Here is a 13,292-nt window from a genome sequence, read left to right on the forward strand (position 1 = left end):
TGTGCCGGTGGTGGTGCGGGTGGCGTCATGTGCGCTCCGTCCGGGGGGTCGGCTCGGTGAGGACGTCGGCGAGCGCGGCGACGGTGAGGTGGTCGAAGAGGGTCTGCAGGGTGAGGTGGACCTGGCAGGTCTCGCGGATGCGCGCGACGAGGGTGATGCCGAGGAGGGAGTGGCCGCCGAGGTCGTAGAAGTTGTCGTGGATACCGACGGGTTCGACGCCGATGTGGTCGCGCCACAGGTCGGCCAGGCGCTGTTGGAGGGGGGTCGTCGGGGCGACGTAGGGGGTGGCCAGTGGGGGTCGGGCGTGGGCCCGGGGCGGTGTGGCGGGCCGGAGGTCGGCGGGTTGGGGTCGCAGGGCCCCGACGTTGCCCATGAGGGCCGTCAAGTCCTTCGTGGCGACCGCCACTTGGGGCGTCACGTCGCGGGCCAGGACCCGGTCGAAGGCGTCGGTGCCCTCGGCGGGGAGGATGCCGGTTTCCAGGTGGGCGCGGAAGGCGTTCTCCTCGTGGGCCGGGCCGGGCAGGTGCGGGTGGGAATAGGCGGGCACCTCGTCGGAGGTGCCGTCGCGCAGCGCGACCAGCTTGCTGTCCAGGGCGCGGGCCTTCTTCATGACGAAGTCCCGGACGGTCAGCAGGACGCGGCCGTCCTCGTCGAGGAGGGTCACGTCGAAGGAGCGGGTCTCGTGCGGCGTGCCCGCCCGGTCGGTGCGCTGGGTCAGGAAGGTGTGGATGCGCGGCGGCAGGGGGGCGTGCATCTCGATGGTGCGGTAGCGCAGCGGCATGAGGTAGTCGCGTTCCAGGTACAGGCTGACGAATCCGGTGGCGACGTCGAGGAGGAAGGGGTGCAGGCCCAGGGCGGTGACCTCGTCGGTGTAGGGCTCGGGAACGGCCAGGCGGGCCAGGACGTGCCCCTCCCCCGTCCAGACGCGTTCGACGCACTGGGAACGCGGTCCGAAGGTCATCGGGCCGTGGTGGGTGACGGGTCCCGCGTCGCGGAGGGCGTGGCGCGCCAGCAGGTCGGGGACGGCCTGCGGCGGTGCGTCGGCGGGCCGGGGCGGGGCGGGCCGGACCCGGCCGGTGACGTGTTCGGTCCAGTGCGGACCGCTGGTGCCCGGGTGGTCGGCGCGGCTGGCGACGGAGAAGTGGTACGCGTCGTCCTGCCGTTCCAGGACGACGTGGACTTCGCGTGCCCGGCCGTCGCCCAGGACGACGGGGGCGAGGAAGAGGACGTCGTCGAAGTCGACCAGTTCGCCGTGGCTTTGGTCGGCCACGGCGGCCCGCACCATCTCCAGGTACGCGGTGCCGGGGATGACGGGGTGGCCGAGCATGCGGTGTTCGTCGACGAGCCAGTCGTCGGGGCTGGCGAACCGCGTGGCGTAGATCGCGTGGGTGGGGGTGGTGGCCAGGCAGGTGTGCAGGAGGGGGTGGCCGACGGGGCGGGGCTCGGGGTGGGGCGGGGCGGTGGGGGTGAGGGTGTTGACCGCCATGCCCACTTCCTGCCAGGCGTCCCAGTTGACCGCGACCGTGTGCGGGCCGTCGGCGGTGCCGCGGTACAGGGCGTAGGCGTCCAGGAAGGCGTTGGCGCTGCAGTAGTCGACCTGGCCGAGTCCGCCGCTGAAGGCGATGGTGGACGAGCACAGCAGGAGGAAGTCCAACGGGGTATCGCGCAGCAGGGCGTCGAGGACCAGCGTGCCGTGGACTTTGGGGGCCAGTACGGCGTGTGCGGTGGCGGGGTCTTTCAGTTGCATCAGGCCGCCGCCGGGGACGCCGGCGGCGTGGATGACGCCGTTGAGCGGGCCGAACCGCTCGCGGGCGGTGGCCAGGGCCGCGCGCATCTGGGGCGCGTCGGTCACGTCGGCGGTGAGCACCAGTACCTGCGCGCCGAGTTGCTCCAGGGCGGTGACTTCGCGGATCTTGGTGGTGGTGGCGTCGTGGGCGTCGTGGGTGGCGAGCCAGTCGTCCCAGTCGTTCCGGGCGGGGAGTGCGGAGCGTCCCACCAGGACGAGGCGGGCCCGGGCGGTGCGGGCCAGGTGTGCGGCGAGGGTGCGGCCGATGCCGCCGAGTCCGCCGGTGATCAGGTAGACGCCCGCGTCGCGGATGCGGGGCGGGCGGTGCGGGGCGGGCGCGAGGGGCAGCGGTTGCCAGCCGGGGGTGAAGCGGGTGCGTCCGCGGTGGGCGACGACCGGGTCGGCGGCGGGGCGGCGGACGAGTTCGGTGACGAGGCGGTCCAGGGCGCGGTCGGTGAGGTGGGGCTGGTCGGTGGCGGGGCCGACGTCGATGCTCTGGGTCGTCAGCCGGGGGTGTTCCTGCGGGGCGACCAGGCAGGGGCCGGTGACGGTGGCCTTTTCGGGGCTGATCGGCTCGCCGTCGGTGACTTGGCGGAGCCCGTTGGAGACCACGGCCAGGTGGAGCGGTTCGTCGGTGCCGAGGGCGCCCCATGCCTGGATGAGGGCGAGGAGGCTGGCGAAGCCGCGGCGCCGGTGGTCGTCGTACCGGTCGGGGCCGGGTGGTGCGGGGGCGTCGGCGGTGACGGTCCACAGGTGGGCGACGGTGTGCGGCAGGCGGTCGTGTGCGGCCAGGGTCCGCAGCAGTGCGTGGTAGTCCTCGGTGCGGTCCGGGTCGACGGTGGCGTGCCGGTCGTCGTGGTGGTAACGGGCCGCGGGCGCAACGGTGGTGACGTCGTGGCCGGTGCGGCGCAGGCGTCGGGCGAGGCGTTCACCGAGGCCGAGGTCGTCGAGGAACAGCAGCCACCGCTGGGGATGCGCGGCCAGTTCCTCGTCGTCGACGGGGGCCGGCGGTGCGGTGGAGGACCAGGTGGGGACGGAGAACCAGTCGGCGAGGTCGGGGAGCTTGCGCAGCGCGTCGGTGGACGCCGTCGTCGGAGCCTGGGTGCCGGGTGGGTGGTGGGCGCCCTGGCCCGGGGTGGGGGGCAGGTCGATCCAGTACCGCTGGCGTTGGAACGGGTAGGTGGGCAGGGGGACCCGCCCGGGTTCCGCCCCGGAGTGGACGCGCTCCCAGTCCGGTTCCAGGCCGGCCAGCCAGAGCCGGCCGAGGGTGGCCAGGAGGAAGGGGCCCGCGCCCTGGTTGTCGTGGGCGGCCGGCAGCGAGGACAGCGATGTGCGGCTGCCGCCGCCGTCCTCGGGCAGCAGTTGCAGTGCCAGGCTGCTGTACGCCTGCCCGGGCCCGACCTCCAGCAGGATGCGGTCCGGGTCCTGCCACAGCTGGTGGATGCCGCTGGAGAAGCGCACCGGCTGGCACATGTGCCGGGCCCAGTAGGTCGGATCGGTGGCTTCGGCGTCGGTGATCCAGGTCCCGGTGACGTTGGAGAGGTAGGGGATGCGGGGCGGGCGGAGGGTGAGGGTGCGGGTGAGCTCGGTGAACGGGGCGCGGGCCGGTTCCATCATCCGGGAGTGGAAGGCGTGCGTGGTCTGGAGCCGGCGGCAGGCGATCTGGTCGTCGGTGAGCCGCCGTTCGACCTCGGCGACCGCGTCGGTCGGGCCGGCCAGAACGGTCAGGGCGGGGCCGTTGAGGGCGGCGACGCACAGGCGGTCGTCGACGGCGCGCGCCTGTGCCTCGGGGAGCGACACCGCGAGCATCGCGCCACCGTCGAGGCCGTCGATGAGCAGTGCGCGCTGGGCGACGAGGCGGGTGGCGTCCTCAAGGGAGAGGACCTCGGCGACGCAGGCGGCCACCCACTCGCCGATGCTGTAGCCAATGAGGGCCTGCGGGGTGATGCCCCAGTCCCGCCAGAGCTGCGCCAACGCCCACTCGACCATGAACGTGGCGGGCTGGGCGTAGCGGGTGTGGTGGAGTTCCGCGGCTCCGGGTGACGGCGGGGCGCCGCGGCCGAGCATCCTGCGCAGGTCGAGCCCGCCGCCGTGCGCGGCCGGGTCGTCGGGGGTGCGGCCCGTGGGGTAGAGCAGGGTGCGCAGGTCGAGGTCGAGGTGGGGTCGGAAGAGTTGGGCGCAGCGGTCGATCTCCCGGCGGAAGACGGGTTCGTGGGTGTAGAGGTCGTGCGCCATGTGCGGGTACTGGTCGCCCAGGCCGGAGAACATGAAGGCGACCGGGCGGGTGCTGCGCTGGCCGGTGTGCTGCCGCAGCAGGCGGCGGGGGTCCCGGGTGGCGAGGGCGTCGGCGGCGTCGGCGGCGTCGCGGCAGACGAGGGCTTGACGGTGGGTGAAGGGGGTGCGGCCGGCCTGGAGGGTGTAGGCGACGTCCGTGAGGTGCTGGTCGGGGGTCTCGCGCAGGTGCGTGGCCAGGCGGTCGGTGGCGTCTTCCAGGGCGGTGTCGGTGCGGCCGGAGAGCAGCAGGAGGTGCCAGGGCCGGTCGGAGGTGGGCGCGGGGCGGGCGGGGGCCTCTTCGAGGACGGCGTGGGCGTTGGTGCCGCCGGTTCCGAAGGAGCTGACGCCGGCCCGGCGGGGGGTGTCGTCGGTCTTCCAGTCGGTGAGTTCGGTGCAGACGTGGAAGGGCGAGCGGACGAAGTCGATGTCGGGGTTGGGGCGGAGGTAGTGGAGGCTGGGCGGGATCCGGCGGTGGCGCAGGGCCAGGGTGGTCTTGATCAGTCCGGCGAGGCCGGCGGCGGCGTGCGTGTGACCGATGTTGGACTTGACGGAGCCCAGGGCGCAGTGGCCGGCGCGGTCGGTGCCGGCGCGGAAGGCGCGGGTGAGTCCCTCGACCTCGATGGGGTCGCCCAGTGCGGTGGCGCTGCCGTGCGCCTCGACGTAGCCGATGGTGCCGGGGTCGACGTCGGCCATCAGGTGGGCTGCGCGGATGGCGCGGGCCTGGCCGGTGACGCTCGGTGCGCTGAAACCCACCTTGGCGGCGCCGTCGTTGTTGATGGCGGAGCCCTTGATGACCGCGTGCACGGTGTCCCGGTCCGCGAGCGCGTCCTCCAGGCGTTTGAGGACGACGACGCCCACGCCGCTGGAGCTGACGGTGCCTTGGGCCTGGGCGTCGAAGGAGCGGCAGTGCCCGTCGGGCGAGAGGATGCCTCCGGGTTCGTAGCGGTAGCCCTCGGTGGGGTCGGCCCGTACGGTGCTGCCGCCGGCCAGGGCGAGGTCGCAACTGCCGCTGAGCAGGGCCTGTCCGGCGAGGTGGACCGCCACCAGGGAGGTGGAGCAGGCGGTTTGGACGTTGACGGCGGGGCCGCGCAGGTCCAGTTTGTAGGCGGTGCGGGTGGCGAGGTAGTCGGCTTCGTTGCTGAGGTGGGTGAGCAGCCAGCCGGCCGCCTCGGTGAGCTCGGGGTGGGCCTGGAGGTGGCGCAGGTAGGTGTTCTCGTAGCATCCGGCGTAGACGCCGGTGGCGGAGGGGCGGCGGTCGTTGGCGTATCCGCTGTCCTCCAGGGCTTCCCAGGCGCATTCCAGGAAGACCCGGTGTTGGGGGTCGATGAGTTCGGCTTCGCGGGGCGTGATCTGGAAGAACTCCGCGTCGAACAGGGCCGGGTCGGCGAGGATGCCGCGGGCCTTGACGTAGTCGGGGTGGTGCAGGAGGGCCGGCGGGACCCCGGCTTCGGCGAGGGCGTCCGCGTCGAAGTGGGTGAGGGATTCGACGCCGTCGCGGAGGTTCTTCCAGAACTGGCCGACGTCGTCGGCACCCGGGTAGCGGCAGGCCATGCCGACGATGGCGATTTCCAGTCCGGTGCTCATATCTCGGTGTCCTGCTGCCGGCGGCGTTGTTGGAGTTGTTGCGCCAGGCGCCGGTTGCCCGCTGCCGCGTCGTGCGCCCGGTCCGGTTCGGTGCGGTCGTCGTCGCGGGCCAGGTAGTCGGCCAGGGCGCCGACGGTGGGGCGGGCGAAGAGTTCCACGACGGGTACGTCCGTGCCGAGGGCGTCGTGCAGGCGCACCTGGAGCTGTCGGACGAGGAGGGAGTTGCCGCCGAGGTCGAAGAAGTGGTCGTGCGTGCCGACGCGTTGGCGGCCGAGCAGGTCGCACCAGATGGCGGCGATGCGGGTCTCCAGTGCCGTGCTGGGGGCGGCCGGCCGACTGGCGGTGGGGCGTGCCAGGCGGGTGGCGAGTGCGGCGCGTTGGATCTTTCCGGTGGTGGTGCGTGGGATGGCCGGCAGGCGGAAGAGGCGTCGGGGGACCTTGGGCGCGGCCAGGCGGGTGGCCAGGAACGCGGTCAGCTCGTCGTCCTCGATCCGGGTGGTGACGACGAGGGCGGCCGCCACTTCTTCCCCGAGGGTGGCGTGCGGGAGGGGGAAGGCCGCGGCCTCGGCCACGGCGGGGTGGGCCAGGAGTGCCTCTTCCACTTCCACGGGTGAGATCTTCGTGCCACCGCGGTTGATGATCTCCTTGATGCGGCCGGTCAGGAAGAGGAAGCCGTCCTCGTCGAGGTGGCCCCAGTCCCCGGTGCGGAGCCAGCCGTCGGTGAAGGTCTGGGCGTCGGCCGCGGGGTTGCGGTCGTAGCCGGCGATGACGGTGGCGCCGCGGAGCACGATCTCACCGTTCTCGCCCGGGGGCAGGAGGTCGCCGTCTTCGCCCCGGATGGCGATCTCGTTGCCGATGGACACCCCGACCGAACCGGGTTTCCGGGTGGCGGGCGGCAGCGGGTTGCTGGTGACGATGGAGCACGCTTCGGTCATGCCGTAGGAGTCGATGACCGGTGCCTGGACGGCGCGTTCCAGGGTCCGGCGCAGGTCGGCCGGGAGCGGGGCCGAGGCGGATCGGACGAAGCGCAGGGGCTGCCGGAGGGCGTCCGGGCGGGTCGTCAGGGCGCCGACGATCGCCTGGTGGACGGCGGGGACGGCGGTGTACCAGGTGGGGGTGAAGGCGGTCAGCCAGTCGGGGAAGGCGGTGGCGTCGAACCCTTCGGGGCACACGACGCTGGCGCCGGCCCACAGGGTGGCCAGCAGCGGGCTCATCAGTCCGTGTCCGTGGAAGAGCGGCAGCACGTTCAGGCAGCGGTCGTGGTCTTCGAGGCGGAGGCTGGTGGCGATGTTGCGGGCGGAGTGGCAGACGATGTCGTGCGTCTGCGGGACGAGTTTGGGGCGGCCGGTGGTACCTGAGGTGTGCATGAGGAAGGCGATGTCGGCGGCGCGCTCGGCGTCGTCGTCGGGTGCGGGTTGGGAGTGCGACCGGACGGCGGTGGTCGGGGGCGGTGCGGCGTCCGGGTCGGGGACGAGGTCGAACGTGCCGGCTGCGCCGTCGGGGACGGGGACGAGGTGGAGCAGGGTGCGGCCTTGGGCGCGGGCGACGGCGGCGGCCAGGGTGTCGGCGCCCTGTCGGACGATGACCGCGCGGGCGTCCATGTCGGTGAAGAAGGCGTCGAATTCCCGGGCCGTGCCGGTGGGGTCGAGCGGTGCGACGACGGCGGTGCGGGCCACGGTGACGAACGCGGCGGCGGCGTGCGGCCCGTGGGGCAGCGCGACGGCGACCCGGTCGCCGCGCCCGATGCCCGCGGCGGCCAGCGCGCGTGCGGTGCGGTCGGCCTGCTGGTGCAGTGCGCGGTAGGTCAGGGCGGGGGCGTCCGGACACAGGACGGCCGGTGCCTGCGGCCGGTGCCGGTTGTGGTGGTCCAGCAGGTGGCCGAGGTGGCGGATGTGCACGGCGCCCGGTTCCTGGGCGGTGGCGGCGTCCTTCGCAGGGGTCACGTGGAGTTCCTCTCGGACAAGGAGAGCACCGGCGGGCGGGGCGGCTGCGGTCCTGCTCGGCCCGCGGGCGGGGGGTCGCGCGGCGGGCCCGGGCTGGTGGCGCACCGCCCGTGCAGGCGTGCGGTCAGCCGCGCCAGGCGTTGTCCTTGGAAGGCGGCCGCCTTGACGGTGGCGTCCGCGGGTCGTGAGCCGCCCGCGGTGGAGTGCGCGGTGCCGTAGGGGTTTCCGCCGGCCGCCGCGACGGCGGGGTCGGTGTAGCCGGGGGGCACGAGGACCGCTCCCCAGTGGTGCAGGACGTCGTAGAGGGCCAGGAGGGCGGTTTCGCTGCCGCTGTGCGGGTGACTGGTGGTGACGAAGGCGGTGACGGTCTTTCCCGCCAACTCACCTGTGGTGCACAGGGGTTCGCAGGCGGCCAGGAACTGCGACAGGAGTGGTGCGACGATGCCGGCGCGGACCGGCGCTCCGAACGCGACGGCGTCGGCCCAGGCGACGTCGGCGGGCGTGGCGGCCCGGGCACCGGTCGGCGTGTGGGCGGTGCCGGGCGGTGCGAGCGGGCGGCGCCTGACCTCGGCCTGTGCGGAGCGGGCTCCGTGGGCGAGGGCGTCGGCCAGGATGCGGGTGCTGGCGCAGTCGGGATGGTGCAGGACGGCGATCCGGGTGGGGCGGGTGGTGATCCGAGCGGCGCGGGAGGCGGCGAGTTGGTGCGCGTAGTGGCCGATCCGGCGGCCCAGGGCGCCCGCGGCGCGCAGGTAGGTGTCGGGGAGGGCGCCGTCGGTGGCCGGGGGTGCGCCGACGCCGTAGGGATTGGCGCCGGTGGCGGTGAAGGAGCTGTCGGTGGGGACGGCCGACATGATCAGCGTGCCCCAGTGGTACATGCTGCGGTACAGCGCGAGCAGGGTGGCTTCGCGGCCGCCGTGGGGGCTGTTGGCGCTGGTCATGCCGGTGACCACGCGGTCGGCGAGGGCGCCGGCGCGCCACAGGTCCGAGGTCGATTCGAGGAACTGCTTCAGTGCGGCGGAGACGTTGCCGAAGTAGGTGGGCGTGCCGAGCACGATGCCGTCGGCCCACAGCACGTCGTCGTGCGTGGCGACCGGAACGGGGTGTGGTGCATTCGGTGGTGGCCCCTTGAGTGCCGGGTCCTCGACGCGGCGCAGGCGCACGGTGGCGCCGCCTGCCAGCGCACCGTCCGCGGCGGCTCGGGCGAGCGCGTGGAGGGTGCCTTTCCGGCTGTGGTAGATGACCGCGACATGAGGGGCTCGCTGCATGATTCCCTGTCTCAGGAGGACTCGGCCAGTCGGAACCCGACCGCGTAGAAGCCGCGGTCGTACAGTCCGTGTCGGCGCCGGCAGCGCGCCACGTCTCCCCGGCGGGTGAAGCTTCCGCCCCGCACGATGCGGTAGGTGCTCTGGGCGCGCAGCACCTCGTTGGCGGAGTGCATGCCGCCGGCGTACGGCAGGAGGTCGTCGGCGACGAGTTCGCCGCCCGGGTAGGGGCGGTAGTCGTCGGCGACGTACTCCTCGACGTTGCCGGCCAGGTCCAGGACGCCGAACGGGGAACGGCCCGCGGGGTAGCTGCCGATCGGGGTCGCGGACAGCGGTCCGGCTTCGGAGGTGTTGGCGCGGTCGGGGTCGAAGGTGTCGCCCCAGGGGAATTCGCGGCTCTGCCCGCCGGTTGCGGCGTACTCCCACTCGGCTTCGGTGGGCAGCCGGAAGGCCCGCCCGGTGCGGTGGGCGAGCCACTCCGCGTACGCGTCGGCCGCCTGGGCGGGGACGGTCCACACCGGGTGGTTGCCGAGGTGGTGGGGGTAGCAGCCGAAGTGCCAGGAGGTGGGGAGCCAGCGGGCGCGGGTGTCTTCGAGGAACGCCCGGTACTCGTGGTTGGTGACCGGGTAGCGCATGAGGCGGAAGGCGGCGAGGTCGACGTCGTGCGCCGGACACTCCTTGCGCAGGAAGTCCTCTTGGAGGCCGGTGTGTTGCCACTGGGCGAGGACCTCGGGCAGGCGGTCGGCTTCCAGGCCGATGCGGACGCGGGCGCCGGGGACGTCCGCCATCGGGGGGTCGTCGGGGCGGATGCGGGGGTCCCCCACCAGACCGCACAGGCTGCCGGCGGCGTAGCGGCGGGCGAAGGGGACGTCCGGGTCCTCGACGACCGCCACCAGTGTGTCGGGGGTTTCCCGCCGCAACGCGGTGGCGTGGCGGTGCAGTTCGGTGGGCCGGGTGCGTCCTTCGAACCAGGCCGGCAGCCGCATGGCGTGGCGGTCGCCGATCATGTCGGTGTTGGGGGGCACGGGGCGTCCGCTGGCGACCGTCACGCCGCGACCTCCTCGACCAGGCGGAAGCCGATGGCGTAGATCTTGCGGTCGAACCAGCCGTGCCGTCGGGAGCAGCGGGCGAGGTCGCCGAAGCGGGTGAAGCTGCCGCCGCGGGCGATGCGGTAGGAGCCGGCCGCGGTGAGGTCGTCGGCCACCGCGGCGCCGCCCGGGTAGGGGCGGTAGTCGTCGGCGACGAACTCCTCGACGTTGCCGGCCATGTCCTCGGCGCCGAACGGGGTGCGGCCGGCCGGGTAGATGCCGACGGGGGCGGTGGCGAGGGGGCCGTCCTCGACGGTGTTGGCGCGGTCGGGGTCGAAGGTGTCGCCCCAGGGGTAGGCGCGGCTCTGCCCGCCGGTTGCGGCGTACTCCCACTCGGCTTCGGTGGGCAGCCGGAAGCGGCGGCCGGTGCGAGCGGCCAGCCAGGCGGCGTAGGCGTCGGCGTCCTGCGGTCGGACGGTCCAGACGGGGTGGTTGGCGCGGTGCAGGGGGTAGACGCCGAATTCCCAGGAGGTGGGGAGCGCCTCGGCGCCGGTGTCGGCGAGGTAGGCGCGGTATTCGAGGTTGGTGACCGGGTACCGCATGATCCGGAAGGCGTCGAACCTGACCTGGTGGCGCGGGCACTCCTTGGCGATCCAGGATTCCTGCACCCCGACGTCGGCCCAGGCTTCGACGACCTGTTGGACCTGGTCCTCGGGGAGTCCGACGGCGCACTGCGCGGCGGGCAGGGCCACCGTGTCCGGGTCGTCGGGCCGGATCCGGGGGTCGCCGCGCAGTCCCAGGACGGTGCCGGCGGCGTAGCGGCGGGCGAAGTCCACGGTGGCGTCGCCGCACAGGTCGACGAGTTCGGCGGGTGCGCGGCCCAGCAGGTCGGGGTGGCGGGCGAACAGGTCGTGCGGGAGGCGTTCGGCCAGCGAGGCGGGCAGTCCCATGGCGGATCGGTCGTCGAGCCGGTTGGGGTCGGTGATGGTGGGTCGGGGCCGTCCGGTGGAGGTGGTCACGCCGTCGTCCCGGGGATCTCGTAGACCTGGCTGTCGTAGGAGCCGGCCAGGAACAGGCCCCGGTCGGGGTCGTGGGACAGGGAGGAGATGCCGGCGGTGGTCGGGCGTTCCTCGGTGGTCCACCGGTCGCGGTCGCGGTCGTAGATCTTGACGTGGCCGTGGTAGGAGCCGGTCGCGATCAGCCGACCGGAGGCGTCGGCGGCGACGCACTTGATGGAGTTGGGGTGCGTGGTGGGGATCACGCGTGAGGTGAAGTCCGGTGCCCAGAGCCGGAGTTTGAGGTCGCGTCCGACGCTGGCGAAGTGGCCGTCGGCGAGGCCCACGCAGCCGTTGGCGATGCGGTCGTGGGCGGCGTCGATGCGGTGGACGAGTTCCCTGGTGCGGGCGTCGTGCCAGGCGACGCCGGTGTCGGCGCACACGGAGAACAGCAGGTCACCGGAGAAGGCGACGCCCTTGACCGCGTTCTCGTGCAGGGGGACGTCGGTGACGTGGTGGAGTCGGCCGTCCGGGTCGAGGCGGAAGACCAGCCCCTCGCCGGTGTAGGCGCCCACCAGGAGATGGGTGGCTCCGTCCACGTCGTAGCGGACGCCGCAGTTGAGCGGCGAGCGGTGCTGGTGCAGGACGCGCCCGGTCGCGGCGTCCATCAGCTTGCCGAGTTGGCCGCCGGTGACCATGACGGTGGGGCTCAGCGGCGTGAGGAAGTTGCACAGGCTCCCCGTCTGCCCGTGCACCGCGGTGTCGCGCAGCACGATGCCGGCGTCCCCGACGGTGTAGACGCTGCCGCCGTCGGCGCAGACCGCGTTGATGCCGGGAGTGGTGGGAACGTCGGCGTCGCTCCACTGGCCGCTGAGGTAGTCGTAGGTGCGGTAGGAGGCGCCGAACGTGCCGAAGACGAGGGTGTCCTTGGCGGCGAAGGCGCAGGAGCGGGGCCAGACGTCGTCGGGGATGTCGGACTGCCCGATCTGGCGGAGTTCGCGTTCACTGGTGTCCCACAGCAGCAGTTTGCGGTCGTAGCTGAGGCTGACCAGGAGGCTGCGCTCGGCGCTGAGGACGAGGCGTTTGATGCCGGCGTCGTGTCCCTGGACGGTGGTGCGGTCCGCGCCGTGGATGACGACGATCTGGCCGCCGTCGTTGCCGGCGTAGAGGGTGCCGTCGGGGGCGCTGACGATGGTGTCGGTCTCGACGCCGCCGAGGTCGATGTCCTCCAGGAGGGCGCCGGTGGTGGCGGACCAGCGTTTGACGGTGCCGTCGTCGCTGGAGGTGACCAGTTGTTCTCCGTCGGCGGACCAGTCCACCGAGATGACGTCGGCGGTGTGGCCGACGCAGCAGTGCACGAGGGTGCCGGTGAAGTCGTAGACGCGCAGGTTGTGGTCGCGGGAGGCGGTGGCGATCCATTCCCGGGTCGGGTGGAACGCCGACATCTCCACGTCGTCGGCCTGCGCGTTGAAGACCGCGCGGAGTTTCAGGTCGGGGACGGACCACAGGCGTGCGCTGTAGTCACTGGACGAGGTGACCAGGAGGGTGCCGTCGGGACTGAAGGCGCACTGGTTGGCGAGGTGGTCGTGCAGGACGCGGTTGACCGGGCGCTTGGTGGCCTGGTCCCACAGGATCACTTGGTTGTCGTAGCCGGCGCTGGCGATGTACTTGTCCTGGTAGGCCGCAATGCCGCTGATGGGACTCCTGTGCGCGATCACGCGCACCCTCCTCGTCAGTCGATTTCGATGGAATGACCGGCGTACATGACCTTTGCTTGGAGGTACTTGCGGTTCGCGTCGGTGAGGTGGACGGCGGTGCGTCGTTGGCTGTGGACGGTGATGCCGCCGGCCTCCAACTGCCGGATCTTTTCCGGATTGTTGGAGAGGATCTCGATTTCCTTCAGGCCCATCGTGACGAGCATCTGGGCGGCCGAGGAGTAGGTGCGCTGGTCGTCGAGGAAGTTCAGGGCGCGGTTTGCCTCAAAGGTGTCCATGCCGGTGTCTTGCAGGGCATAGGCATCGATCTTGTTGTACAGACCGATGTCCCGGCCCTCCTGGCGGAGGTAGAGCAGGAGGCCGCCCTTGTCGTGCATCAAGGCCATGGCCTCGCGCAATTGCGGCCCGCAGTCGCAGCGGGTGGATCCGAGCACGTCACCGGTCAGGCACTCGGAGTGGAGCCTGACGAGCGGTACGGGTTGGGTCAGCGCGTCGCCGAACACGACCATGAGGTGTTCGCGTCCGTCGTCGAGTCCGTCGAAGGTGATGATTTCGCTCGGCGCGAGCTTGCCGTCGGATATCTTCAACGGAATGCGTACCCGCGTGCGGACACGGGGAGGTTCCGGTTTCTTTCCGGCCGATTGATCGAGTATGTGATTCTTGCTGAATGGGTAGGAAGAACGGTTTTCCAATGACATCCCCGCC

Annotated in this window: 7 protein-coding genes; all 7 read right to left on the bottom strand. The window is 72.5% G+C overall.

From position 1 onward, the window contains the following. Positions 1-25: 25 nt before the first annotated feature. The 7 genes from ACLJT4_RS28470 to ACLJT4_RS28500 are packed head-to-tail and all read right to left on the bottom strand — an operon-like array spanning position 26 to position 13,285. On the bottom strand, positions 26-5,644 hold the full coding sequence (locus ACLJT4_RS28470) for an SDR family NAD(P)-dependent oxidoreductase (RefSeq protein WP_411126486.1): 5,619 nt from the start codon (positions 5,642-5,644) through the stop codon (positions 26-28). Next, positions 5,641-7,587, bottom strand: coding sequence for a non-ribosomal peptide synthetase (locus ACLJT4_RS28475; RefSeq protein WP_411126488.1), 1,947 nt, complete (start codon positions 7,585-7,587; stop codon positions 5,641-5,643). The genes ACLJT4_RS28470 and ACLJT4_RS28475 overlap by 4 nt, the downstream gene beginning before the upstream one ends. After that, positions 7,584-8,852: a flavodoxin family protein gene (locus ACLJT4_RS28480; protein WP_411126490.1), complete on the bottom strand. Its 1,269-nt coding sequence runs from the start codon at positions 8,850-8,852 to the stop codon at positions 7,584-7,586. Before ACLJT4_RS28480 ends, ACLJT4_RS28475 begins: the two co-directional genes overlap by 4 nt. An 11-nt stretch (positions 8,853-8,863) precedes the next feature. Continuing rightward, entirely contained in the window at positions 8,864-9,898 is a 1,035-nt protein-coding gene (locus tag ACLJT4_RS28485; protein ID WP_411126492.1) for a formylglycine-generating enzyme family protein, read from the bottom strand. Beyond that, positions 9,895-10,896, bottom strand: a complete 1,002-nt coding sequence (locus ACLJT4_RS28490) for a formylglycine-generating enzyme family protein (RefSeq protein ID WP_411126494.1) — start codon at positions 10,894-10,896, stop codon at positions 9,895-9,897. Before ACLJT4_RS28490 ends, ACLJT4_RS28485 begins: the two co-directional genes overlap by 4 nt. Next, positions 10,893-12,590 (bottom strand): WD40 repeat domain-containing protein, encoded by a 1,698-nt coding sequence (locus tag ACLJT4_RS28495; RefSeq protein WP_411126496.1) that lies wholly within the window; start codon positions 12,588-12,590, stop codon positions 10,893-10,895. Before ACLJT4_RS28495 ends, ACLJT4_RS28490 begins: the two co-directional genes overlap by 4 nt. A 14-nt stretch (positions 12,591-12,604) precedes the next feature. After that, positions 12,605-13,285: a GTP cyclohydrolase II gene (locus tag ACLJT4_RS28500; protein ID WP_411126498.1), complete on the bottom strand. Its 681-nt coding sequence runs from the start codon at positions 13,283-13,285 to the stop codon at positions 12,605-12,607. Positions 13,286-13,292 lie beyond the last annotated feature (7 nt).

Origin of the sequence: Streptomyces sp. x-19 (assembly GCF_046549115.1) — a bacterium.
GTDB classification, from domain to species: Bacteria; Actinomycetota; Actinomycetes; order Streptomycetales; family Streptomycetaceae; genus Streptomyces; species Streptomyces albulus_C.